The following is a 22,046-nucleotide window of genomic DNA, read 5'->3' as shown; positions in this document are numbered from 1 at the left end:
TCATGGATAAGACCGCTCCCACGGATGCTACTGTGATCATCAGAGGAAATGTCAGATGGTAATGAATAGGCAAGGCTATGTCCTCAGTTCGATTTATTGACGATGTAATTCCTCTACGGGGCGCAACTACGCGCGACGCACGTGCCCTTATGGCCGATTGCGGGTCCGCCGAGCAGTGTACGGCTTAGGTTGTTAACATGGCAAGTGGAGGTGTTTTCCGGGTGCTCAATCGGCCTGGCGGCTGCCCACGTCGTGGGTCGGCAATTCATGCACCACCACCGCGGTGTCTTCACTGTAAGAACGCAGCCAGCCCGCGTGCTTCAGCGCGCGCAGCGCATCGCGGTAGCCCTGATCCCAGCGCCACTCGATCGATCCTTTTGAAAAATTCACGTCCTTGGCGGCCATGTGCCAGTCGGTGCCGGCGTACGGCAGGCGCACGATGTGCAAGGTGGCGTCGGCGCCCAGCGCGGCCAGCTCCTGGCGGTCGGCCGCGCTGCGCGCCCCTTCCGGCAGGCGCGCGTACAACTGCCGCAGCTTCTGCTGCATCGTGTAGGTACTGACGTAGTCGTCGATGTGTCGCTGCGTGCGCGAGGCGTACGTCACGTCCTTCTGGCGCGTGCTCACCTCCTCCATCGTTGCCGGCTCGGCGCCGTGTGCGCTCCACAGGTCGACCAGGAAGCACAGCGTGTCGCCCTCGGGCAGTTCGGCCAGCACCGATTCGAGCGGCGTGTTCGAATACAGGCCGCCGTCCCAGTACAGGTCGCCGTCGATACGCACCGGCGGGAAAGCCGGCGGCAGGCTGCCGCTGGCGCGCACGTGGTCGGCCGACAGCTCGCCGTTGATGCTGTCGAAATGCACCAGCTCGCCCGTGCAGACCTTGACCGCATTGACGGTCAGGCGGATCCCGCCAGGCTCGTTCAGGTAGTCGAAATCGACCAGCTCCTCGAGCGTCGCGCGCAGCGGCGTGGTGTCGTAGTAGGACGCGGCCTCCGGCGCCACCGGCAGGCCGGCCGCGAAGCCGCTGAAATAGCGCGGCGTAAAAAAGCCCGGCGCGCCGCGCATCACTGTGTCGAGCGTGTTCATCCAGATGTTGGAGCGGCGCTGCTCGTCGCTCACCTGCGCCATGTCGATCCGGTCGGGATGGGCAACCCGGTCCCAGAACGCCTTGACCCGCGCCAGCCGGTCCGCCGGCTGGTTGCCCGCGATCAGGGCCGCGTTGATGGCGCCGATCGAGGTGCCGACAATCCAGTCGGGCGCCAGGTCGTGCTCGTGCAGCGCCTGGTAGACGCCGGCCTGATAGGCGCCTAGCGCGCCACCGCCCTGCAGCACCAGCACGATGCGCAGCTTGTCCGGATTGAGGGGATTGGTTTTCATGAGGTCCCGATAAGGTTGTCGTACCTGCGCAGGCAGGTGCCCATGCTGAATACGCTTTACCGGCCTTGCCAGCTCAGTATAGGTACCTGCCTGCGCAGGTACGACACACTAACGGTGAGGTCAAAAAAAGCGGCGTCGAATCATTGATCGCGACGCCGCTCAAGCCCCACCATTTTACTAGTTTCCGGTCTGCGCCGGCTGCACCATCAAATCAGTACGCGGTCGTATCCGGATGCGTGCGGCGGTACTGCAGGTAGGCCCCTGCCGCACCGAGCAGCACCGTCACGCCCAGCGCCGCCTTGCCCATCCGCCGATGCCGGACAAACTGGATGATCTTCAGCGCGAACGGCAGCATTGTCGCCACGTTGGCGCCAGACGGCTTGAGCAGGCTGTCGACCTTGGAGCGCAGCGACCAGGTCGCGTGGTCGATGGCCGAATGGAACAGCGCTTCCGGCCGCGCGGCCTGCTTGACCTGCGCCTTCGAGTGCACCACACCGATACGATAGAACTCGCCCTGGCGGATCAGTTCTTCCTTGCGCTCCTTGTCGGTGCGCTGGTCCTTGATTTCTACGGTTTGTGTTTCCATGCCAGCTCCTGGTGTCAATGCCGCTTACAGCAGCATCTCGCGATCGTTCTTCAGTTCGTTCATCGTTTCCGGGAACGCCAGCTTGCCCTGCTTGAGCATCGACATTCCCTTCCAGACCAGGCCGGCGGTGATGACGGCGAACACCCCGAACATGATCAGCAGGATCTTCCATCCCATCGATTCCCACGCCAGCGCCACGATGGTGGCGGTGCCGTAGGCGAGAGCGAACCAGACGGCCAGCGCGGCGCCGGCGAAGATCGCCACCAGTTCGATCACGTGGTTGCGCACCTCCGACAGCTCGAGCGCCGCCAGTTCGACGCGCGACACCAGCAGGCCGAACAGGTTCTTCGCAAGGCCCGTCAGGCCACCCATGAGACCGGGGCCATGAACGATAGTTTCAACTTTTTCCATGGCTGCTCCCGGCGTGGTTTATTTGCGGCCCAGGATCACGCCCACCAGCAGGCCCACGCCCGCAGCGGCGGCCACGGTGCGCCATGGGTTGTCCTGCACGTAGGTGTCGGCGGTCTTGGCCAGTTCCTTGCCCTTGACCAGCGCCTGGCCCTGCACCTCGCCCGCCTTCTTCATTGCCACGTCCAGCAGTTCCATGCCGCGCTTGCGCAGGTCGTCGGCTTTCTCGCCGGTCAGTGCGGCGGCCGCGGTCAGCAGCGACTGGGCGTCCTTGACCAGCGTCTTGACATCGGTCTGGGCGTCGCTCAGGGAGCTCGACACCGACGAGGCGGCCGACGAAGCGGCGTTGGTGGCATTGCGGGTGGTGTTGTCCATCATGATGATTCTCCTTGTGGTGGGTGGTGGGGTTTCGTTCAATTATTTCGGCAGCAGGTCGCGCATGTCGTCGGCATGCTCTTCCTCGACGGCCATGATTTCGATCAGCAGGTTGCGCGTGGTCGGATCCTTGTCGCCGATCGCCGCGATCATCTGGCGGTACGATTCGATCGCCACGCGCTCGGCGATCAGGTTGGCGCGGATCATCGCGTTGACGTCATCCGAATCGTCATATTCGGCATGACTGCGCGCGACCAGCGAGGCCGGATTGAAGTCCGGCGAACCATTGAGCTGGACGATGCGCTCGGCCAGCCAGTCGGCGTGCTCCTGCTCCTGGGTTGCGTGCTCGAGGAATTCGGCCTTGACCTGGCCGTTGCCGCGACCGCTGACGGTGAAGTAGTGACGCTTGTAGCGCAGCACGCACACCAGCTCGGTGGCCAGCGCGTCGTTGAGCATGCGGATCACCGCCTCGCGGTCGGCCTGGTAGCCGTCGGTGACGGCGCCGTCGTCCAGGTTGGCGGCGGCTTTCCGGATAGCCTCTTTGTCGAAGCCATGCGCCAGGTTCGATTGATTCTGTTCCATGATGATTTCCTTGTTCAAAAACTTCAGCCTTTAACGGCGCGGCGGAATTGCCGCACCTTCGTTCGAGAGCACGATTTCCACGCGGCGATTCAGCTGGCGGTTGCTGGCCGAATCGTTGCTGGCCACCGGATACGACTGGCCGTAGCCGCGCATCGCGATGCGGTCGCGCGCAATGCCCATGCCGGACAAGGCGCTGGCGACGGCGCCGGCGCGGCGTTCGGACAAGTCCTGGTTGTGCGCGGCCGTGCCGGTGCTGTCGGTAAACCCTTCGACCAGCACGGTGCGCGCCGGGTTCTGATTCAATACGTCGGCCAGCTTCTGCACGGTGGCCACGCCATTCGGTTTCAGGCGCGCCTGGTCGGTATCGAACAGCACGTCGCCGATCGTGATGATCATGCCGCGCTCGGTTTTCTTCGCCTGCAGGTCGGCCATCTGGGCTTCGAGCTGGGCCGCGCGGGCCTGCGCTTCGCGGGTCTGGGCCTCGGCGTTCATCGCCTTGCGCTGGGCGTCCTCGGCGCTGGCCTGGGCGGCATTGGCGTCGGCCTTGGCGCGGTCGGCCTCGTCCCTGGCTTTGTTGGCCTCGATGGTGCGCGCCTCGAGCTGCAGGCGGTCGCGCTGGCGGCCCGAATTGGCGATGTCGGCTTCGGCCGCCTTCTGGCTGGCCACCTGGCGCGCCGTCGCGATCTTCTGCTTGGCGATGTAGGCCAGGCGGTCGATCGTGTCGAGGCTCTCACGCTTGGCCGCGGCGGCGTTGGCCTGGTCGAGCGCGTCGCTGGCCTGCTTGAATTCGAGCGGCGCGTAGGTCGACACCGCCGGCGTGTTGTTGGCGGCAACGAAGTCGCCGCGCGCCTGGTCCAGCATCGAGGTAGTGGTTGGCGTGGTGCTGCACGCCGCCAGCAATACGGCGCTGGCAAGGACGGCGGTGCGGAAGAATTTCGTGTTCATGGTCTATCCTTTTTCTTGTGGCGCGCGCGCGGCGCGCAGAGATCGATTTCGAATTGTTATCGGGCAGCTCCGGCCGCGCCGCTTAACGGGCGCGGTCGACTTCCTCGCGCAGCACGCGCAGGTCGGCGTCGAGCGCGTTGGCGGCGGCGTTGGCCTTGGCCGAGTTGGCCTTGCTCTGGGCCAGCTTCGCGTCTGCCTGGGCTTCGGTGGCCAGCTGGCGAGCCAGCACATAATCCTTGGCGGCCAGCGCTTCGTTGGCGCGCATCATCTTGGCGCGGGCCGCGGTGATCTCAGCGGGCGCCAGGTCGGCGGCGCCGGCGCTGACGGCGTTGTCGACAGCATTGCGGGACACGGCCACGTCGGCGGTAGCGGGGGCTTTTTGCGACGTGCCGCAGGCAGCCAGCAACGACAGCAAGGCTGCGGCGCAGGCCACTTTGATCGACTGGTGATGTTTCGTTTCCGTGCTCATGTGCTCTCTCCATTCCGTAATAAATGACGTCGTGATAAGGTTATATGCTGATTCTTTGGCAAGTTCGGTACGCTGACGCACATACGCAAAAGTTCCCCGCCCCGGCTTGCGCTGGGTGCGTCAGCGCACATCAAACCATTGCCATTTGCGCTAGGCTGGCCCTTACTTTATATGAAGAGAAGGATCGGCCATGCCCGACAGCCAAGCGCAGCGCAGCGCCCCGCCCAATCCGTCCGCCAGCCCGCGCCGCAAAGCCCGCACCACCAAAATCGTCCTGTGGGTAATCGGCCTGCTGGTTGCGATCCCGGCCATCGCGCTGGTAATCCTGCTCAATTACGACTGGAACAAGGCGCGCCCCTGGCTGAACGCGCGCACCAGCGAAGCGATCGGCCGCCCGTTCGCCATCAATGGCGACCTGTCGCTCACGTGGGAAAAGCAGATCACCGGCCCGGCCGCGACCTGGCGTGACCACATCCCCTGGCCGCACCTGGTCGCAAAGGATGTCCACGTCAGCAATCCCGAAGGCATGCCGGCGCGCGACACCGCCAGCGTCAGCGAGCTGTCGTTCTCGCTCAACCCGTTCGCGCTGCTGCGCCACACCATCCAGGTGCCGGTGCTGCAATTCCAGTCGCCCGCGGTGGACCTGCTGCGCAAGGCCGACGGATCGAACAACTGGACCTTCCACCACCAGGAAAAGCCGTCGCCATGGACGCTCGACCTCGAGCGCGTTGTGTTTACCAAGGGCGTGGTGCATGTGGCCGACGCGCTGGAAAAAGCCGACGTCACCGCCGACATCGACACCCTCGACAGCGATCCCACGTACGGCGTCAGCTGGAAGCTGCGCGGCACCTTCAAGGACGCGCCGGTGGCCGGCGGCGGCAAGGCGGGCGCCGTGCTGTCGCTGAAAAACCAGGACACGCCGTTCCCGATCAAGGCCGAATTTCATTCCGGCGCCACCCACGTCAGCGCCGAGGGCACGGTCACGCGTCCTGCGAAACTGGCGGCGATCGACCTGCGGCTCAAGCTGGGCGCGCCCAGCATGGCGCGGCTGTACAACTTTACCGGCGTGCTGCTGCCGGAGACCCCGGCGTTCACCACCGAAGGGCGCCTGATCGGCACGCTCGACGCGAAAAGCAGCCGCTGGACCTACGACAAGTTCAAGGGCAAGGTCGGCGGCAGCGACATCGCCGGCCATCTCGAGTTCCAGACCGGCAAGCCGCGCGGCATGCTGACCGGTAACGTGGTGTCGCACCTGCTGCGCTTCTCCGACCTCGGCCCGATCATCGGCGCCGATTCGAACGCCAGCAAGACTGCGCGCGGCGTGGCGCCGGTGCAGCCGGCCGGCAAGGTCCTGCCGGTCGAAAAATTCCGCACCGACCGCTGGAAGACGGTGGACGTGGACGTCAAGTATTCGGCCGACCAGATCGTCCGCGACAAGCAGCTGCCGATCACCAAGCTGTCGACCCACCTGGTGATGAATGCCGGCGTGCTGACGCTCAACCCGCTGAACTTCTCCGTCGCCGGCGGCAATATGGTGTCGAACATCAAGCTCGACGGCAGCGGGCGCGAAGGCAAGGATGCGATCAAGGCCACCGCCAAGGTCACCGCGCGCCACCTGCAGATCAAGCAGCTGTTCCCGACCATCGAGAAGATGCAGGCCACCGTCGGCGAAGTGAATGGCGACGCCCAGCTGTCTTCGACCGGCAGCTCGGTGGCGACCCTGCTGGCCGGCTCGAACGGCGAAATCAAGACCCTGATCAACCAGGGTTCGGTGAGCAAGCTGCTGCTGGAAGAAATGGGCCTGAACGTGGGCAACATCATCCTGACCAAGATGTTCGGCGACAAGGACGTCAAGCTCAACTGCATGGCCACCGATTTTGCGGTGACAAACGGACTGATGCAGACGCGCACCTTCGTGGTCGACACCGACGAAGCGGTGATCACCGCCGACGGCACGATCAACCTGGCAGACGAGCAGCTGAACCTGACCTTGCGCCCGGAGACCAAGAGCCTGCGCATCTTCTCGCTGCGCGCGCCGCTGCATGTGACCGGCCCGTTCAACGCGCCGCGCGTGGGCATCGACAAGGGCGTCGTCGCGCTCAAGGCCGGCGGCGCGGTGGCGCTGGCGGCCGTGGCCGCGCCGGCGGCCGCCCTGCTGCCCCTGATCAACGCGGGTCCTGGCGAGAACAGCGAGTGCGGCAAGCTGCTGGCGGCCGCGCGCGTCAAGCCGGTGGCCCCACCGCCGCCGGCCCACGCGAAGCGATGATCTTGGGGAATTTGTAAGGAAATGTATTGCACACAACAAGTGTGCGTTGCCGAACAGACCAGAAACGGGCGGCGCTTTACTGTGTGACTTATCGGTGAGGCAATCACGCTTTGCCGGCTAGCTCAACAACAATAACCTGCCCACCACTGAGGACAACAACATGAAGAACCTGAAAATCGTATCGACCCTGCTGGCTGCGCTGATGCTGACGACCGTGGTCGGCTGCGCGTCCACCACGACCGAGAAGCATGAAACCCCAGGCCAGTACATCGACGATGCGGCCATCACCACCGGCGTCAAGGCGGCAATCCTGAATGCCCCGACGCTCAAAGTTTCGGAAATCAACGTCGAGACCTACAAAGGCGTTGTGCAGCTGAGCGGCTTCGTGAGCTCGGCCGAAAACATCGCGACCGCATCGTCGGTGGCGCGTTCCGTGAACGGCGTGAAATCGGTCAAGAACGACCTGCGCCTGAAGTAACCCAACCACCATAGGAGATACAACCATGAAAACCATCAAACAACTGATCGTTACCGCTTCGCTGGCAACCGTTGCACTGGGCCTGACCGGCTGCGCCGGCATGTCGGGTCAAGACAAGAACACCGCGATCGGCGCTGGCGTCGGCGCGGTAGCCGGTAGCGTCCTGACGGGCGGCTCGACCGTCGGCACCGTTGGCGGCGCAGCTGTCGGCGGCGTGATCGGCAACCAGGTCAAGACCACCAAGTAATTCTCGCTTCCGCGAAACGCAACGCCCCGCTTGCCGGGGCGTTTTTGCGTGTGCACCAAAGAAAAATGGGGTCTGGTCCTGCGGACCTGACCCCATCTTGTTGGCTCCCGCGGGAGTCGACCGCACCCAACGCGCGGCCGCCTGATTGAGACCATCCTGCCCTGGCAAGCAAAGATGGGGTCAGGTCCGCAGGACCAGACCCCGATGCGCATGTGTTGCGTAATGAAACGACGTCAAACGAACGCCGTCGCCAGCGCCGCCTCCCCCGCTTCCTTGACGATCTCGTAGCACTTGCACGAGGCCGCCACCAGGCCCGGCAGGTCGATGATCTCGATATTGCCGCGGCTGTAGTTGATCAGCCCCTGCTGCTGCAGCGCGCTGGCGGCCTTGGTCACGCCGACCCGCCGCACTCCGAGCGCGTGCGCGAGGAATTCGTGGGTCAGGTGGAACTTGTCCGATTGCAGGCGGTCGCGCGTGATCAGCAGCGACCGCGCCAGGCGCGCTTCGAGCACATGGAAGCGGCTGCACACGGCGATCTGGATCGCCTGCGCAAGCAAGGTGTCGGTGTAGCGGTAGAGCACGCGCTGCAAGGCCGCGTTGCGCGCGAACTCGGCGCGAAACAGGGCGCTGTCGATGCGGCTGGCGCGGCCGGCGCGCTGCACCACCGCGCGCACCTGGGCCTGCTCGTGGCCGAGCGCAACCGTCGCGCCCAGCATGCCTTCGCGCCCCACCAGCCCCACTTCGAGCGTCATGCGGCCCTCGGCCACGCCGAGCAGGGACACCAGGCAGTCGTGCGGGAAATAGATCTGGCGAATCTGCTCGCCCGGCTCGAACAGCACGTCGCCGACCTCGACATGGACCGGCTCGAGCAGCGCCGCAAGCCGGGCCAGGTCGGCTTCCGGCAAGGCTGCCAGCAACAAGTTACCGTTCGGTTCTGCCGCCGTCTGGACGGCCGCAAAATTCATCGGCCCCTCGCGGCTCGGTGGCGTGTGTTGAAACATTTTTCTCGTCTGGTGGCGATCATTGGGAGAGGCCATTTGTTAAATGGTGCGTGCTTACATTTGCAAACAATTTAAGTCAGCGTAACGGCTCTAAAACTGAAAGTATGTACGGTGACGCACGGAACACGGGCATGTTCCCAGACAGAATGACTCACATCGAGCACGACCATAACAACCAAAAGGAATCACCATGCAAACTCCCCTCACCCACAAGACCGGCCATCACCCGATGATGATCCTCGCGGCGATCGCCATCATCCTGTTCTGCCTGGTCGGCACCGCCGCCATCATGGGCTGGCTGCCGTCTTCGATCGGCGGCAACAGTGCCGCCTCCCGCAGCGATCTGACCGAAGCCGACCGCGCCGCGCTGGCCATGAAGATGGACGCGCCGAACCAGGCCCTGCAGCCGGGCCAGCAGCCCTACGTGCAGGCGCCGGTGAGCCAGCCGGTGCAGCAGCGCTTCGCCGACGAGCCGGTGCGCCCGCTGCGTGATCCGGCGCCGCGCTACACCGAACCCATGCCAGCGCCGGCGCCAAGCATGCGCGATGCCAATTACCGTCCCGTCCAGGTCGCCGCGGCGGCGCCCGCGAAGAACTGGTGCGACAACTGCGGTAACGTCGAATCGGTGCGCGAAATCACCACCCGCGCCCAGGGCAGCGGCGTCGGCGCGGCCGGCGGCGCGATCCTCGGCGGCCTGCTGGGCAACCAGGTGGGCAGCGGCCACGGCCGCCAGCTGGCCACCGTCGCCGGCGCGGTCGGCGGCGCCGTGGTCGGCAACCAGGTCGAAGGCAACATGAAGGCCAGCCACAGCTACGAGATCCGCGTCCGCATGGACAACGGCAAATACCGCACCTTCCACCAGTCCTCGCCGGGCTGGCACCAGGGCGACCGCGTGCGCGTCGTCAACGGCGCCCTGCACTCGGTACGCTGACGGCGGCGGGGCTCGCCCCGCTGGACCGGTCAAAAGAACGCCATGCCGGCAAATGCCGCATGGCGTTTTTCTTTTGTGCAACGTGCGCTGGCGAACAGAGCTACTGATGAGCTCGGCGACAGAATGATTGCGTGCCCAACATCGGGCGGCCATCAGGAGATTCGCATGAACAGCTTGCACTGGATCGGCATCATCATTTGGGGACTTTTTGTCGCTGGCTGCGGTCTAACCGGAGCAGGCGCCGGGGATTCCGCGCCGCCGCAGGATGTGATGTTGCTGATCGCCGGCGGCCTGGTCACCTGCCTGATCGGCCTGGTCGGGCTGATGGGCTTTGCGGGCTGGATTCCTGGATTGCGAACTGAGCAAAAAAGTTATTCTTAATGTACGGCACCGTACGGATCGATGACGGTCAATTGGGGATACTGAATTCACGACGAACCTGTCGCTATCACAACTAAATGAGGACACATCATGCTCTATACCATCGCAATTATTCTCCTGATCTTGTGGGTGCTTGGCCTGGTAACCTCCTACACTGTAGGCGGCTTCATTCACATTCTGCTGGTCGTCGCCGTCATCATGATCCTGGTCAAGCTGATCAGCGGTCGAGGCATTTAGCACGTCACTGCACTCGGACATCCGCACTGATGCCCGATCCGTTTCGCGGTCGCTCCCGTTTTGACGGATGCGACTACGAAACGGATTTTTTTCAATTGAGGAGACAGAACATGAACAAAATCAACAAACTCACCCGTTCCGTCATCGGCGCCGCCATCGTGGCGCTGGCAGCGAGCGGCTGCGCGGACATGAGCCCGACCCAGCGCGGCACGGCGCAAGGGGCCGGCATCGGCGCGGGCCTGGGCGCGATCCTCGGCGCCAGCACCGGCGGCGGCGGCGGTGACCGTGCGGCCAAAGGCGCGGTCATCGGCGGCGCCGCGGGCGCGCTGATCGGCAACGTCTGGTCCAAGCGCATGGAGCAGCAGAAGCAGCAGATGGAACAGGCCACGCGCGGCACCGGCGTCCAGGTCAGCCAGACCCAGGACAACCGCCTCAAGCTCGAAATTCCGAGCGACGTGTCGTTCGATACCGGGCGCTCGGACATCAAGCCGAATTTCCGTCCCGTGCTCGAACGCTTTGCCGGCACGCTGAACGAAAATCCGGGCACCACCGTGACCATCATCGGGCACACCGACAGCACCGGCAGCAGCGCCGTCAACCAGCCGCTGTCAGTCGACCGCGCGGCGCATACGCGCGACTACCTGACCACGCGCGGCGTGTCGCCGAGCCGCATCGCCATCGACGGGCGCGCCGACCGCGAGCCGATTGCCTCGAACGACGATCCGTCGGGTCGCGCACGCAACCGCCGCGTCGAGATCTTCGTGGCGGAGCGCGATCCTCGCGGCTAAATGGCGGCGGTTTGCGAACCGCTACACCTGGGTCTGACCCCGCAGGTCAGACCCTTTAACGCCTAACTTCCTTACAGCCACCCCGCGTCGCGCGCCAGCCGGAACGCGTCGATCCGGTTCGCCGCATCGCACTTGCTGATCGCCTCCGACAGATAATTGCGCACCGTCCCTTCCGACAAGTGGATCGACTTCGCGATCTCCGCCGAACTCTTGCCCTCGCCCGCCAGCCGCAGCACCTGGCGTTCGCGCTCCGTGAGCGGATCGACGCGCCCGCGCCAGTCTTCCAGCGCCAGCTCCGGCGCCACCGCGCGCCCGCCCGCATGCACGCTGCGGATCGCCGCCGCCAGCGCGTCGGCCGGCGCATCCTTCAGCAAGTAGCCGCGCACCCCGGCGTCCAGCGCGCGCCTCAAATAACCCGAGCGCGCGAACGTGGTCACGATGATGACCCTGCACGCCAGCTTCTGCGCCGCCAGCGCCGCCGCCAGCTCCAGCCCCGTCATCTGCGGCATTTCGATATCGGTCAGCACGATGTCCGGCGCCAGCGACACGCACAGGTCCAGCGCCTCGCGCCCGTTGCGGGCGCAGCCGACCACGTCCAGGTCCGGCTCAAGCTTGAGCAGCGCCGCCAGCGCGCCGAGCACCAGCGCCTGGTCCTCGGCGATCAGCACGCGGATCACGCCGCCGCTCCCGCCGGCAGGCGCAGCTCCAGCGCGAGTCCGCGCTCGACCCGCAGCGCCAGCTTGCCGCCCAGCGCGGCGATGCGCTCCTGCATGCCGGTCAGGCCGTTGCCGGGCCTGACCGCCGCGCCGTCGGCCAGCCGCGCGCCGTTGTCGGCCACGCGCAGCACGATCATGCCGTCCTCCAGCGCCAGGCTGAGCGCGCATTCGGTGGCGCCGGCGTGGCGCACGATGTTGGTGACCGCTTCGCGCAGCGCCAGCGACATCACGTTCTCGCAAGCGGGCGGCAGCGCAAACGCCTGCACCTCAGCGCGCAGCGCGATCCCGGCCGCCGCCAGGCTGGCGCGCGCGCCGGTCAGCTCGTGGGCGAAGCCGGTCTGGCGATAGCCGCTGACCGCGCTGCGCACCTCCGACAGCGCCGCGCGCGCGCTGTGCTCGATGTCGCCGATCTCGCGCCGGCACGCATCCGGGTCGCGCTCGAACAGCTTGCCGGCCAGTTCGGCCTTGAGCGTGATCAGCGACAGCGTGTGCCCCAGCAGATCATGCAGGTCGCGCGAGATGCGCTCGCGTTCGGCGATGGTGGCCATCTGCTCGACCTCTTCCTGCTTGCGCAGCAGCTGGTCGCGCGAGCGCCGCAGTTGCGCCTCCATCACGCCGCTGAAGCCAAGCGTGGTACCGACGATCAGCACCGGCACCAGGAAATTGAAGCCGGCGCCGGGCAGGCGCCAGGCGGTGGCGACGGCCAGCGCCACGATCGCCAGCACGGTGCAATAGGCATTGCGCGGGGTCTTGATGGCCGCGGCCATCGCGCAGGCAAAAATGAAAAAGGTGCTGGCGCCGAAATTGAACGGCGCCCACACGACGCCGAACAGGCAGGTCAGCGCAATCACCAGCGCCTGCGCGGAGCCCAGACACCAGTAGCTGGCGAAATACACCGGAACGAACAGCAGCGCCGTCGCGGCCAGCAATCCGATTTCGATCCAGGTCGGAGCCACGACCATGTACTTCCAGAACAGGAAAGACAGCATCAGGAGCCACAGGTAAGGCGCCTTGCCGCGGCGCGGCGGTATCCAGGGCCGGCCGGCCAGTTGCCGCAGCCGCTGCAACGAATTGATGAGCATATGGTTTTCCCGATAATCGATGAGTCGCACCCCGAACGCTACCATGCGCGCCAAGTCGGGCGCCAGTGACAATCGTCATGCGGCCAGGCCGCTGCGGAACGCTTGGGCGCGGCGTTTTGGTTTATGCTCTTGCCCGAGCCCATCAAAACCCGGAGCGACCATGAAATTGCACTATCTGGCCCTGCCCTTCGCCGTCCTCGCCGTCAGCGCCCACGCGGCCGAGATCATCAAGCCCGGCTTGTGGGAAACCAATAACAAGATCAACTCCGGCAACGGCAAGCTCAAGGATGCGATGGCCATGGCGCAGCAGCAGCTGGCCAGCATGAATCCCGAGCAGCGCGCGAAGATCGAAGGCATGATGGCGCGCCAGGGCGTGGTGTTGAACAACGACGGCGTCGTCGCCAAGGTCTGCATCACGAAGGAAATGGCGGCGAAACAGCAACTGCCGGTGCAGCAGCGCGGCAACTGCAGCTTCCAGAATTCGCCGATGACGGGCAAGACCATGCACTACTCGTTCACCTGCACTAATCCCGATGGCCGCGGGGAAGGCAGCGCCACCTTCACCAGTCCGACTGCCTACACTTCCAGCACGCGCATGACCACCACCGCGACCGGCGCCAGCGAAACGGTCAGCGTCGAATCGACCGGCCGCTGGCTGGCCGCCGACTGCGGCGCCGTCCGTCCGCCACAGTAATCGCCTGTCGTTCCTCCGAAGGCAGGAACCTATGCTGAGGATGCCGAACAGGCGGCCGCTGGCTGGCCGCCGATTGCGGCGCCGTCCGTCCGCCACAGTAATCGCCTGTCGTTCCTGCGAAGGCAGGAACCTATACTGAGGATGCCGGACAGCTAACGCACGCTCAGCATGGGTACCTGCCTTCGCAGGTACGACAACCAAGCTGTTCGTACGCTAGCGTACAAAGAATATTGGCATGCGCCCGGTACACTGTCCTTTTGTACCAGCACCAATATTTCCATGCTTCCCACGCTAGAGCGCATCGCTCCCGACACCGGACGGATCGACCTGCTCGTCGAGCTGGTGGACAAGTTGCGCCCGCCCCATCCGAGCCAGGGCGAGGTTGCCAGCGCCAACGTGCGCGCCCTGACCCGCCTGCTGGCGTCCCACCCGGACCACGCCGCGCGCCTCGGCGCCGCGCTGTGCACCCTGCTCGAACAGCGCCGCCACACCAGCCTGTACACCGACATCGGCATCCTGTCGAACGACGGCTTCGTCGTCGAACTGAAGCGTCGCATCGCCTACCGTTTCCTGCCGCCGGCGCTGGACGACAGCTACCTGGCCGACGCCATCGACGAAGTGCTGTACCTGGAAACCGACTGGCGCTGGATCAACGCCGTGCCGACCGCCGACTGGCTCGCGCTGTTCGACGCGATCGCCGCAGCCACGCCGCGCGAACACGCCGCCGCGGCCCGCCGCACCACCCTGCTCGGCATGCTGGACGCGATCCGCACCCTGTCCTGCCGCGTCTGCGCGCTGGGCCTGGAGCCGCGCCTGATCCGCAGCAATCCCGACATCGAGACCTTCGACTCGCCCTTCCTCATGCAAAACATCGAGGTCAACGACTACCTCGACGGCTACGCGCGCATGCTCACCGAGGGCGAGGCCGCGCCGGAAGACGCCAGGCACCTGCTGGTGATGCTCGACCAGTGCGAGGCGGCGCTCGGCAAGATCCGCAAGAACGCCGCCGCGCAAGGCACCAGCGTGGCGCTAACCTACCTGCTGGTGGCGCTGGCGCAAAGCATCGACCGCCTGCGCAAGCTGCTGTTCCTGGTGGACGTCAGCGGCGAATTGCCGAGCGCGCCCACGGTGGACCTGGAGGCCGTCGCCGCCGAGGCCACGCCGCCGGCCGAGCCGCCCACCAGCCTGCGCCGCGCCGGCGCCATCGCGCTGGCCGAGGAACTGATCGAGGCCCACAACGCCAAGTACGAAATCCGCGGCCTGCTGGCCGACAACGTCGACCTGCTGGCGCGCAACGTGACGGAAAACGCCAGCCGCACCGGCGAGCACTACATCGCCGAGACGCGCGCCGAGCTGCGCGGCATGTTCCTGTCCTCGGCCGGCGCTGGCCTCATCGTCGGCTTCATGGCCATGATCAAGATCCTGCTGGCCTGGTTGCGCAGCGCGCCGTTGGTTGAAGCCTTTCTGTTCAGCATGAACTACTCGTTCGGCTTCATGCTGATCCACCTGCTGCATTTCACAGTCGCGACCAAGCAGCCGGCGATGACGGCCGCGCGCATCGCCTCCGGCCTGTCGTCGAAGGACGGGCGCCACATCGACCTCGACAACATGGCCGAGCTGATCAACAAGGTGTTTCGCACCCAGTGCGTCGCCGTGCTGGGCAACCTGGCCACCGTGCTGCCGACGGCGTGGGCCATCGCGATGGTGTGGAAGAGCGTCAGCGGCGCCCACCTGGTGAACCCGGCCAAGGCGATGCACCTGCTGCACGACATCGACCCGTTCCACAGCCTGGCGCTGATGTATGCGGCCATTGCCGGCGTCTGCCTGTTCGTCGCCGGCCTCATTTCCGGCTACTACGACAACAAGGCGCTCTACACCCGGATGGCCCAGCGGGTGCGCCAGCTGCGCGGCCTGGGCCGCTGGCTCGGGCAGGAGCGCCTGGCGCGCCTGTCGGTGTACCTGGAAAACAACCTCGGCGGCCTGATGGGCAACTTCTACTTCGGCATCCTGCTCGGCTGCATGGGCACCCTCGGCTACCTGCTGGGATTGCCGCTCGACATCCGCCACGTGACCTTTTCCGCCGCCAATTTCTCCACGGCGCTGGTCGCCCTCGATCATCGGGTAAGCTGGCAACTGGCGGCCACATCCATAGCCGGCTTCCTGGCCATCGGCGCGGTCAACCTGCTGGTCAGCTTCTCGCTGGCGCTATGGGTCGCGCTGCGGGCGCGCAATATCCGCTTCGAGCACGGCATCCGCCTGCTGCGCGCGCTGGGACGGCGTTTCATTGCCGCCCCGCTCGACTTTTTTATCGGGCCCAAGGATCTGCCATCCGACCAGCCCACCGTTGAACTACCCAAAGGAATGACATGACAAGAACGCGCAGCGGCAAATGGTGGCTCCCGATGGTGCTGTCCCTGGCGGTAGCCTCGTGCGCCAGCCTGCCCGACGTCGGCGCTGGCGGCGCGGCGTCCGCGAAGGCCACGCCGACCGTCGCCACGCCGAACGGCACGCTGCAGTCGAAGCAGGCCGCCGCCCTGCTGGCCAAGCGCTGGGCGCACGCGACGCCCGACATGAAGGCGCTGGCGGTGCAGGAAGAAGCGGCCACCGGCGTGCCCCTCATCGCCGGCAACAAGGTCACCTTGCTGATCGACGGCCCGGCCACGATGAAGGAAATGATCGCCGCCGCGCGCGACGCCAAATCGACCATCAACCTCGAAACCTACATCTTCGACCAGGATCCGGTCGGCATGGAGTTCGCCGAGCTGCTGATCGAAAAGCGCCGCCAGGGCGTGACCGTCAACGTGCTGTACGACAGCGTCGGCACCATCGGCACGCCGCAGGCCTTCTTCGACCACATGAAGCAAGCCGGCATCACGCTGGTCGCGTTCAACCCGGTCAACCCGGCCAAGGCCACGGGAAAATGGGAGGTCAACAACCGCGACCACCGCAAGCTGATGGTCGTCGACGGCAAGGTCGCCTTCACCGGCGGCATCAACATCAGCAGCGACTACGCCAACAGCTCCTTCTTCGGTTCGCGCCGCAAGCCCAATCCGGCCGAGAAGAAAAAGGTCGGCTGGCGCGACACCCACATCAAGATCGAAGGGCCGGCGGTATCGGCGCTGCAGTGGTCCTTCGTCAACAACTGGGTGCGCCAGGAGGCGGGCGAACTGCCCGAGGCGAACTACTTCCCGCCGTTGGCGCCGGCCGGCGACAAGATCGTACGCGTGCTCGCCAGCGATCCCGAGAAGGGCTTCGAGATCTACAAGTCGCTGGTGCTGGCGATCCAGGAAGCGAAGAAGACCATCCACATCACCTCGGCCTATTTCGTGCCCGATCCGCAGATCGTCGACGCGCTGGTGGCCGCCGCCAGGCGCGGCGTGGACGTGCGCCTGGTGCTGCCCGGCGTGACCGACCATGGCCTGGTGATGCACGCCGGCCGCGCGTTCTACGACCAGCTGCTGGCCGGCGGCGTCAAGATCTTCCACCTGCAGGTCGCGGTACTGCACGCCAAGACCGCGGTGATCGACGGCACGTGGTCCACCATCGGCTCGGCCAATATCGACCGCCGCAGCTTCATTCACAACTACGAGCTGAATGTGATCGTGCTCGACCCGGCCTTCGGGCAGGACATGGAGAACGCCTTCAATGAGGATTTGCGCGACTCGAAGGAAGTGACCCGCGAAGAATGGCGACACCGGCCATTCGCCGACCGCATCAAGGAATGGGCGTCGCGGCTGACCGAATACTGGATCTGACCTAGCTTGTCGTTCCTGCGGAGGCAGGAACCCATACTGAGCTTGAGTTCATCGAGCTGCACGCTCAGCATAGGTTCCTGCCTCCGCAGGAACGACACCCGCCTTTAGATGCCCGCGGCCAGCATCCCGTCGTTATGCGCCGCCCACACGTCGCCGCTGCGCATGAACGCCTCCGTCGTCATCAGCGAGAACGCTGAGCTGAGCACATCCCACCCATAACGGTCCACTTCGATCCGGTCGTGCTCCACGCGCAGCACATTGAACGAATTGACCTCGCCGCGCCCGCGCGTGGACGTCGCCGTGCCGGCCTGCACCACCAGCGCCGCGTACTCGGACATCCCGTAGCGTTCCTCGGTCGTGTCGGCGTGGCTGGTGTGCAGGTGGCCCGCCAGCAGCAGGTCGACGCCCACTTCGGCGAACGCCTTCATCGCCATCGGCGCGCGATCGACCAGGTCGTCCTCGTCGGCGGATTGCGGCAGGTCGAACGGATGATGCGTCACCACGATGCGCGTGACGTGCGGGGCAAGGCCGGCGAATTCTTCCTTCATCTTCGCTACCTGCTCCTCGTTGATCCGCCCATCCTTCCACGTCAGCGAGCGCGCCGTGTTAATCCCCAGCACCGCGATCTCCTCGTCCACGTGGATCGGATCGAGGTCGTCCGTGATGTAGCGCTGGTAGCGCTCGAGCGGTTTGACGAAGCGGCGAAACACGTTGTACAGCGAAATGTCGTGGTTGCCCGGCACGATGATCTGCGGTCCCGGCAAGGTGTCGAGCCAGGCGCGCGCCTGCTCGAACTGCTCGCTCTTGGCGCGCTGGGTCAGGTCGCCCGACACCACCACCACGTCCGGCGCGATGCGTTCGACGGTCTCGCGCAATGGCGCCAGCAAGACGTCGTCGACGCGGCCGAAATGCAGGTCGGATAAATGAACTACTGTGCGCATGATGTCTCCTCGATGCTTATTGCGGCACGATCACCGTCAGCGCGCCCGGACGGATCCGGTAGCGCAGCGGCGTCGCCATGATGTTGACTTCCCCGTCGGTGGCCACGCGCAGGCGCTGATGGCGCGTTTCGATGTCGAACCGGTCCGACAGCATCGCATCGAAATCGCGCTCCTGCGCCAGCCGCCCGAACAGCGCGCGCCAGGCGAAGCGGATCAGGCCCAGCCGGCCCGGACGCTGGGCCACGTACAGGCTCAGCTTGCCGTCGGCCAGGCTGGCGCGCTCGCCGATCGACAGGCCTTGCATGGTGTACTCGTTGTTGCCGATAAAAACGAACGGCGTGCTGCGTGCCAGCTCCTTGCCATCCACGCACAGGTTCACGTGGAGAAACGGATAACGGCGCAGCGCCGCCACGGTCGCCCACACGGCCGCCGGCCACTTGCCGCGGCCGAGACGGTGCTGCTGCCTCTCGCGGTCGCGCACGATGTCCGGATACAGGCCGAGGCTCGAGTTGTTCAGGAAAATCTTGCCGTTCACCTCGCCCACGTCCACCTGCTGGCGCTTGCCTTTGGCGACGGTGCGCACCGCTTCGTCAAGATCGAGCGGCACCCCGACATCCTTGGCAAAGTGATTCAGCGTGCCCATCGGCAGCACGCCGAAGGCCACGCCGCTGTCCGCCAGCACAGACGCCACCGCATTGATGGTGCCGTCGCCGCCGCCGGCCACCACGGCATCGACGCCCTCCCGCACCGCCCGGCGCGCGGCGTCGATCATCTCCGCGCCGCTTTTCGCCAGGGTCACCGACGCCTCGCAGCCATGCGCGGCGAACTTGTTGCGCAGGTCGCTGGCGGCCTGGTCGTCGTGGCCGCTGCCGGCCCCGCCATTGATGATCACTTCGATGCGCTTCAGGTGTCTCTCCCGGGTTGATTCAGCGAATGGCCCTGCCGGCGCCGGCGCAAGGTCGAAATCGCGGTGATGCAAACCGCCAGCCACGCGCAGCCTTCCGCCGCCGCCGCCAGCACGTCGCTCAGATAATGTACCCCCAAATACATGCGGCTGATGCCGACCAGCGCCACCATCGTGCAGGCGCCTGCCACACAGGCCGCACGCGCGCCGATGCTGCGATGGTGCACCCACAGCCAGCACGCCACCAGCCCGTACAGCAAGGCCGCGTTCGCCGTGTGCCCGCTCGGAAAACTGTAGGTCGTCAGGCTCAGCAGCGGATCGTCGAAACTAGGCCGCGCGCGATGGAAAACATACTTTAGCAGCACATTTAGCAACATGCCGCCCGGCACGACAGCGAACAGCGCCATCATCCAGTAATGCTGCCGCCTCCTGTAGAAAAACAGCGCCAGCAGCGCCGCCATGATCGGCGCGCCCACCATCCCGTGCCAGTTCGAAATGAGCAGCATGAAGCGGGTCATCGACGCGGTGGCGTTGACGTGGAACCAGTGCGCCAGCCGCACGTCGAGCAAGGTGATCGACTCGTTGTGGACCACATCCTCGGCGATGTCGCCGAACAGCCAGGCGGCCGCCACCATCAGCAGCACGCCGACGGTCAGGTGCAGGCCGGTTTGCCCTTCGGGCGACAGACGAGCCGCGAGAAAACGCCGCAGGCGGGGAAAAGAAGACGTCGACATGGGCACCTTGGTGAAAAAACCACACTTCTAAAAAATACTGTGAATTCGTACAGTAACTGTAGATTTATACAGTAGTTGTGCTATTCTGGAATCTCTGGACCAACACAACAACATTAAGGAAATCGTCATGACCACCTTGAACAGCTCTTTCGGCATGGAATACGCTCCCACCCCTTTCATGCTGCGCCTCGGCCGCCGCGAAGTGCTGGTAACCCGCGACTTCCGCAAGCGCTTCTATGCGGTCAACCCGGTGATCGAATGCGATACCGGCGTCGAGCCTGGCCATGTTGAAGTGCTGCTGATGCGCCGCTGGTTGCTCATCCTGTCCAAGGCGCACTAAGCGCCTCGCTTGCACCGTTCTTTAAAAATCGCATATCGACAACTGATTTCCTTCGTTCCCTTTCCGATGAGGCCGTTTTAGGCTAGAGCTTCCTCCCCATCGAAAGAAATCAGATGTTGCTCAAAAAAATAAGCCAGGCGCTGGTCGCGCTCGTGCTGTTGGCGCAGGCCGCATCGGCCGCCGACATCACCCTGCTCAATGTGTCCTACGATCCGACGCGCGAGCTGTACCAGGATTTCAATGCGGCGTTCGCGCGCCAGTGGAAAGCAAAGACCGGCGACAGCGTCACCGTCAAGCAATCGCACGGCGGCTCCGGCAAGCAGGCGCGCTCGGTCATCGACGGACTCGAGGCCGACGTCGTCACGCTCGCGCTCGCCAGCGACCTCGATGCTATCAGCGAACGCGGCCTGCTCGCGCACGACTGGCAAAAGCGCTTGCCGCATAACGCATCGCCCTACACCTCGACCATCGTCTTCCTGGTCCGCAAAGGCAACCCCAAAGGCATCAAGGACTGGGGCGACCTGGTCAAGCCCGGCGTGGCGGTGATCACGCCCAACCCCAAGACCTCGGGCGGCGCGCGCTGGAACCATTTGGCGGCATGGGGCTATGCGCTGCGCCAGCCCGGCGGCTCCGAAGCCACCGCGCGCGACTTCATCGGCAAGCTGTACCGCAACGTGCCGGTGCTCGACTCCGGCGCGCGCGGCGCCACCACGACGTTTGTCGAGCGCGGCATCGGCGACGTGCTGATCGCATGGGAAAACGAAGCCTTCCTGGCCATCAAGGAACTGGGCCCGGACAAGGTCGAGATCGTGGCGCCGTCGGTCAGCATCCTGGCCGAACCGCCCGTGTCGGTGGTCGACAAGGTGGTCGACAAGCGCGGCACGCGCAAGGTGGCGCAGGCCTACCTGGAATATTTGTACAGCGACGAAGGCCAGGAAATCGCCGCGAAGCACTACTACCGTCCGGCGGTCGACAAGTTCGCGAAAAAGCACGCGGCACAGTTCCCGAAATTGAAACTGTTCACGATCGAGGAAGTGGCCGGCGGCTGGACCAAGGCCCAAAAAGCGCACTTTGCTGACGGCGGCGTGTTCGACCAGATCTACCAGCCCGGCCGCAAATAATCTCGCCGTATGACTTGCGGCGCCAACAGCACCGGGGTCTGGTCCTGCGGACCTGACCCCATCTTTAAGTGTCGCTGATTTATTTCGCCACGCGCGACGCGGACAATGTTGAATCAAGCTGATCCGCGCTTGCATGAATCGCAGGCCCTATCGACCTCATGTAGGAAAACATCGCCAGTTGAGCGCTCAAAAGGGCAATGGCGATGACTAGCATCCAACCCTTGAGGTTCGATTCCATCGCCTTCATCTCCGCCTTCAGCTCCTTCAGATCTTCTTTCTTTGCACAGTGCGACAGTTCGGTGTTCATACGTGTCATTTCACTGCGAAACAATCCGAACTCTTCCTTAAGTTTCGTCAAATCGCTCTGAAGGGTCGCTACCGCGATTTTCAATAGCGCGACATCTTCCTTCAGAATCGCCACGTCGATTTTCAGTTCCGCAACGTCGATCTTCAATTGCGCCACGTCCTTCTGCAACTGCGTAACATCCTTCTGCAGTTGCGCAACATCGCCCTTCAAAATGGCTATGTCCAATTCCATGCGCGACGTGCGCGCCGTCAGATCGGCAGCGTCGGCGCACTCGCGTCTGATTACCTCAAGTTCGGACTTGATAGTGGCGACATCCCGTTCCAGCACTGCAATGCGATCCTGCATTTCACGCCCTTTCTCGCGGTCGTGAGGTTAGCAATCACA

General features: G+C 64.7%; 26 protein-coding genes. 12 read left to right on the top strand and 14 right to left on the bottom strand.

The features are described 5' to 3' along the window. Positions 1-225 precede the first annotated feature (225 nt). From Q4S45_RS04780 to Q4S45_RS04750, 7 genes are all read right to left on the bottom strand, one after another. The gene (locus tag Q4S45_RS04780; protein ID WP_305509647.1) at positions 226-1,374 is read right to left on the bottom strand and encodes a patatin-like phospholipase family protein; all 1,149 of its coding nucleotides are present in this window, start codon (positions 1,372-1,374) and stop codon (positions 226-228) included. A gap of 211 nt (positions 1,375-1,585) precedes the next feature. After that, positions 1,586-1,960 carry a hypothetical protein gene (locus Q4S45_RS04775; protein WP_305509646.1) on the bottom strand — a complete coding sequence of 125 codons (375 nt, stop codon included), beginning with the start codon at positions 1,958-1,960 and terminating at the stop codon, positions 1,586-1,588. A gap of 24 nt (positions 1,961-1,984) precedes the next feature. After that, on the bottom strand, positions 1,985-2,371 hold the full coding sequence (locus tag Q4S45_RS04770) for a phage holin family protein (protein ID WP_305509644.1): 387 nt from the start codon (positions 2,369-2,371) through the stop codon (positions 1,985-1,987). A gap of 18 nt (positions 2,372-2,389) precedes the next feature. Next, a complete protein-coding gene (locus tag Q4S45_RS04765; RefSeq protein WP_374046096.1) occupies positions 2,390-2,743 on the bottom strand; it encodes a YqjD family protein in 354 nt (117 codons plus the stop codon). 42 nt (positions 2,744-2,785) lie between these two features. Continuing rightward, positions 2,786-3,325: a bacterioferritin gene (locus Q4S45_RS04760; RefSeq protein ID WP_305509640.1), complete on the bottom strand. Its 540-nt coding sequence runs from the start codon at positions 3,323-3,325 to the stop codon at positions 2,786-2,788. Positions 3,326-3,355: 30 nt separating this feature from the next. Continuing rightward, entirely contained in the window at positions 3,356-4,270 is a 915-nt protein-coding gene (locus Q4S45_RS04755; protein WP_305509638.1) for an OmpA family protein, read from the bottom strand. 82 nt (positions 4,271-4,352) lie between these two features. Further along, positions 4,353-4,739: a DUF4398 domain-containing protein gene (locus tag Q4S45_RS04750; protein WP_305509636.1), complete on the bottom strand. Its 387-nt coding sequence runs from the start codon at positions 4,737-4,739 to the stop codon at positions 4,353-4,355. 190 nt (positions 4,740-4,929) lie between these two features. On the opposite strand from Q4S45_RS04750, the gene Q4S45_RS04745 reads away from it, so the two are divergent. From Q4S45_RS04745 to Q4S45_RS04735, 3 genes are all read left to right on the top strand, one after another. After that, positions 4,930-7,005: an AsmA family protein gene (locus Q4S45_RS04745; RefSeq protein ID WP_305509631.1), complete on the top strand. Its 2,076-nt coding sequence runs from the start codon at positions 4,930-4,932 to the stop codon at positions 7,003-7,005. A 160-nt stretch (positions 7,006-7,165) separates the two neighbouring features. Then, the gene (locus tag Q4S45_RS04740) at positions 7,166-7,483 is read left to right on the top strand and encodes a BON domain-containing protein (protein WP_305509629.1); all 318 of its coding nucleotides are present in this window, start codon (positions 7,166-7,168) and stop codon (positions 7,481-7,483) included. 25 nt (positions 7,484-7,508) lie between these two features. Then, on the top strand, positions 7,509-7,730 hold the full coding sequence (locus tag Q4S45_RS04735; protein WP_305509627.1) for a glycine zipper 2TM domain-containing protein: 222 nt from the start codon (positions 7,509-7,511) through the stop codon (positions 7,728-7,730). Between the two features lie 233 nt (positions 7,731-7,963). Here the strand turns inward: Q4S45_RS04735 and Q4S45_RS04730 are convergent, their stop codons facing one another. Beyond that, positions 7,964-8,695, bottom strand: coding sequence for a Crp/Fnr family transcriptional regulator (locus tag Q4S45_RS04730; protein WP_305509625.1), 732 nt, complete (start codon positions 8,693-8,695; stop codon positions 7,964-7,966). Positions 8,696-8,921: 226 nt separating this feature from the next. Between Q4S45_RS04730 and Q4S45_RS04725 the strand changes: the two genes are divergently transcribed. The 4 genes from Q4S45_RS04725 (at position 8,922) to Q4S45_RS04710 (ending at position 11,068) form a co-directional block, all read left to right on the top strand. Continuing rightward, a complete protein-coding gene (locus tag Q4S45_RS04725) occupies positions 8,922-9,662 on the top strand; it encodes a glycine zipper 2TM domain-containing protein (protein WP_305509623.1) in 741 nt (246 codons plus the stop codon). A gap of 165 nt (positions 9,663-9,827) precedes the next feature. After that, a complete protein-coding gene (locus Q4S45_RS04720) occupies positions 9,828-10,043 on the top strand; it encodes a hypothetical protein (RefSeq protein WP_305509621.1) in 216 nt (71 codons plus the stop codon). A 90-nt stretch (positions 10,044-10,133) separates the two neighbouring features. Next, complete coding sequence (locus Q4S45_RS04715; RefSeq protein WP_305509619.1) at positions 10,134-10,280, top strand: lmo0937 family membrane protein; 147 nt, start codon at positions 10,134-10,136, stop codon at positions 10,278-10,280. Between the two features lie 110 nt (positions 10,281-10,390). After that, positions 10,391-11,068, top strand: coding sequence for an OmpA family protein (locus Q4S45_RS04710; RefSeq protein WP_305509617.1), 678 nt, complete (start codon positions 10,391-10,393; stop codon positions 11,066-11,068). A gap of 71 nt (positions 11,069-11,139) precedes the next feature. On the opposite strand, the gene Q4S45_RS04705 is transcribed toward Q4S45_RS04710, so the two are convergent. Both Q4S45_RS04705 and Q4S45_RS04700 read right to left on the bottom strand, forming a co-directional pair. Further along, positions 11,140-11,745 carry a response regulator gene (locus Q4S45_RS04705; protein WP_305509615.1) on the bottom strand — a complete coding sequence of 202 codons (606 nt, stop codon included), beginning with the start codon at positions 11,743-11,745 and terminating at the stop codon, positions 11,140-11,142. Further along, a complete protein-coding gene (locus tag Q4S45_RS04700; RefSeq protein WP_305509613.1) occupies positions 11,742-12,866 on the bottom strand; it encodes a sensor histidine kinase in 1,125 nt (374 codons plus the stop codon). Before Q4S45_RS04700 ends, Q4S45_RS04705 begins: the two co-directional genes overlap by 4 nt. 160 nt (positions 12,867-13,026) lie before the next feature. Here Q4S45_RS04700 and Q4S45_RS04695 point away from each other — a divergent pair, with 160 nt between their 5' ends. The 3 genes from Q4S45_RS04695 (at position 13,027) to cls (ending at position 17,315) form a co-directional block, all read left to right on the top strand. Continuing rightward, positions 13,027-13,560: a DUF3617 domain-containing protein gene (locus tag Q4S45_RS04695; protein ID WP_305509611.1), complete on the top strand. Its 534-nt coding sequence runs from the start codon at positions 13,027-13,029 to the stop codon at positions 13,558-13,560. A 279-nt stretch (positions 13,561-13,839) separates the two neighbouring features. Continuing rightward, the gene (locus Q4S45_RS04690; protein ID WP_305509610.1) at positions 13,840-15,930 is read left to right on the top strand and encodes a site-specific recombinase; all 2,091 of its coding nucleotides are present in this window, start codon (positions 13,840-13,842) and stop codon (positions 15,928-15,930) included. Further along, positions 15,927-17,315, top strand: coding sequence for a cardiolipin synthase (gene cls, locus Q4S45_RS04685; RefSeq protein ID WP_305509609.1), 1,389 nt, complete (start codon positions 15,927-15,929; stop codon positions 17,313-17,315). The genes Q4S45_RS04690 and cls overlap by 4 nt, the downstream gene beginning before the upstream one ends. Positions 17,316-17,419: 104 nt before the next feature. On the opposite strand, the gene Q4S45_RS04680 is transcribed toward cls, so the two are convergent. From Q4S45_RS04680 to Q4S45_RS04670, 3 genes are read right to left on the bottom strand one after another with little or no spacing between them, the layout of a single operon-like run. Next, positions 17,420-18,256: a metallophosphoesterase gene (locus tag Q4S45_RS04680; protein ID WP_305509607.1), complete on the bottom strand. Its 837-nt coding sequence runs from the start codon at positions 18,254-18,256 to the stop codon at positions 17,420-17,422. 16 nt (positions 18,257-18,272) lie between these two features. Next, entirely contained in the window at positions 18,273-19,154 is an 882-nt protein-coding gene (locus Q4S45_RS04675; RefSeq protein ID WP_374046095.1) for a diacylglycerol kinase family protein, read from the bottom strand. Between the two features lie 5 nt (positions 19,155-19,159). Beyond that, entirely contained in the window at positions 19,160-19,894 is a 735-nt protein-coding gene (locus Q4S45_RS04670) for a phosphatase PAP2 family protein (protein ID WP_305509605.1), read from the bottom strand. A gap of 127 nt (positions 19,895-20,021) precedes the next feature. Here Q4S45_RS04670 and Q4S45_RS04665 point away from each other — a divergent pair, with 127 nt between their 5' ends. Both Q4S45_RS04665 and Q4S45_RS04660 read left to right on the top strand, forming a co-directional pair. After that, positions 20,022-20,234 (top strand): hypothetical protein, encoded by a 213-nt coding sequence (locus Q4S45_RS04665; protein ID WP_305509603.1) that lies wholly within the window; start codon positions 20,022-20,024, stop codon positions 20,232-20,234. A gap of 113 nt (positions 20,235-20,347) precedes the next feature. After that, positions 20,348-21,355 (top strand): sulfate ABC transporter substrate-binding protein, encoded by a 1,008-nt coding sequence (locus Q4S45_RS04660; RefSeq protein ID WP_305509601.1) that lies wholly within the window; start codon positions 20,348-20,350, stop codon positions 21,353-21,355. A 79-nt stretch (positions 21,356-21,434) separates the two neighbouring features. Here the strand turns inward: Q4S45_RS04660 and Q4S45_RS04655 are convergent, their stop codons facing one another. Then, complete coding sequence (locus tag Q4S45_RS04655; protein ID WP_305509599.1) at positions 21,435-22,007, bottom strand: hypothetical protein; 573 nt, start codon at positions 22,005-22,007, stop codon at positions 21,435-21,437. Between the last annotated feature and the right edge of the window lie 39 nt (positions 22,008-22,046).

The sequence above is a fragment of the Massilia sp. R2A-15 genome (assembly GCF_030704305.1).
GTDB lineage: Bacteria > Pseudomonadota > Gammaproteobacteria > Burkholderiales > Burkholderiaceae_D > JAFCUW01.
Note: the sequence above shows the minus strand (reverse complement) of the source record. Positions and strands in the feature narration are given on the sequence as shown.

What these genes read in the sequence shown, in the direction of transcription:
- Q4S45_RS04780 (WP_305509647.1), bottom strand. Translation starts at nt 1,374, where the DNA reads ATGAAAACCAATCCCCTCAATCCGGACAAGCTGCGCATCGTGCTGGTG.
- Q4S45_RS04775 (WP_305509646.1), bottom strand. Translation starts at nt 1,960, where the DNA reads ATGGAAACACAAACCGTAGAAATCAAGGACCAGCGCACCGACAAGGAG.
- Q4S45_RS04770 (WP_305509644.1), bottom strand. Translation starts at nt 2,371, where the DNA reads ATGGAAAAAGTTGAAACTATCGTTCATGGCCCCGGTCTCATGGGTGGC.
- Q4S45_RS04765 (WP_374046096.1), bottom strand. Translation starts at nt 2,743, where the DNA reads ATGGACAACACCACCCGCAATGCCACCAACGCCGCTTCGTCGGCCGCC.
- Q4S45_RS04760 (WP_305509640.1), bottom strand. Translation starts at nt 3,325, where the DNA reads ATGGAACAGAATCAATCGAACCTGGCGCATGGCTTCGACAAAGAGGCT.
- Q4S45_RS04755 (WP_305509638.1), bottom strand. Translation starts at nt 4,270, where the DNA reads ATGAACACGAAATTCTTCCGCACCGCCGTCCTTGCCAGCGCCGTATTG.
- Q4S45_RS04750 (WP_305509636.1), bottom strand. Translation starts at nt 4,739, where the DNA reads ATGAGCACGGAAACGAAACATCACCAGTCGATCAAAGTGGCCTGCGCC.
- Q4S45_RS04745 (WP_305509631.1), top strand. Translation starts at nt 4,930, where the DNA reads ATGCCCGACAGCCAAGCGCAGCGCAGCGCCCCGCCCAATCCGTCCGCC.
- Q4S45_RS04740 (WP_305509629.1), top strand. Translation starts at nt 7,166, where the DNA reads ATGAAGAACCTGAAAATCGTATCGACCCTGCTGGCTGCGCTGATGCTG.
- Q4S45_RS04735 (WP_305509627.1), top strand. Translation starts at nt 7,509, where the DNA reads ATGAAAACCATCAAACAACTGATCGTTACCGCTTCGCTGGCAACCGTT.
- Q4S45_RS04730 (WP_305509625.1), bottom strand. Translation starts at nt 8,695, where the DNA reads ATGAATTTTGCGGCCGTCCAGACGGCGGCAGAACCGAACGGTAACTTG.
- Q4S45_RS04725 (WP_305509623.1), top strand. Translation starts at nt 8,922, where the DNA reads ATGCAAACTCCCCTCACCCACAAGACCGGCCATCACCCGATGATGATC.
- Q4S45_RS04720 (WP_305509621.1), top strand. Translation starts at nt 9,828, where the DNA reads ATGAACAGCTTGCACTGGATCGGCATCATCATTTGGGGACTTTTTGTC.
- Q4S45_RS04715 (WP_305509619.1), top strand. Translation starts at nt 10,134, where the DNA reads ATGCTCTATACCATCGCAATTATTCTCCTGATCTTGTGGGTGCTTGGC.
- Q4S45_RS04710 (WP_305509617.1), top strand. Translation starts at nt 10,391, where the DNA reads ATGAACAAAATCAACAAACTCACCCGTTCCGTCATCGGCGCCGCCATC.
- Q4S45_RS04700 (WP_305509613.1), bottom strand. Translation starts at nt 12,866, where the DNA reads ATGCTCATCAATTCGTTGCAGCGGCTGCGGCAACTGGCCGGCCGGCCC.
- Q4S45_RS04695 (WP_305509611.1), top strand. Translation starts at nt 13,027, where the DNA reads ATGAAATTGCACTATCTGGCCCTGCCCTTCGCCGTCCTCGCCGTCAGC.
- Q4S45_RS04690 (WP_305509610.1), top strand. Translation starts at nt 13,840, where the DNA reads ATGCTTCCCACGCTAGAGCGCATCGCTCCCGACACCGGACGGATCGAC.
- cls (WP_305509609.1), top strand. Translation starts at nt 15,927, where the DNA reads ATGACAAGAACGCGCAGCGGCAAATGGTGGCTCCCGATGGTGCTGTCC.
- Q4S45_RS04680 (WP_305509607.1), bottom strand. Translation starts at nt 18,256, where the DNA reads ATGCGCACAGTAGTTCATTTATCCGACCTGCATTTCGGCCGCGTCGAC.
- Q4S45_RS04670 (WP_305509605.1), bottom strand. Translation starts at nt 19,894, where the DNA reads ATGTCGACGTCTTCTTTTCCCCGCCTGCGGCGTTTTCTCGCGGCTCGT.
- Q4S45_RS04665 (WP_305509603.1), top strand. Translation starts at nt 20,022, where the DNA reads ATGACCACCTTGAACAGCTCTTTCGGCATGGAATACGCTCCCACCCCT.
- Q4S45_RS04660 (WP_305509601.1), top strand. Translation starts at nt 20,348, where the DNA reads ATGTTGCTCAAAAAAATAAGCCAGGCGCTGGTCGCGCTCGTGCTGTTG.
- Q4S45_RS04655 (WP_305509599.1), bottom strand. Translation starts at nt 22,007, where the DNA reads ATGCAGGATCGCATTGCAGTGCTGGAACGGGATGTCGCCACTATCAAG.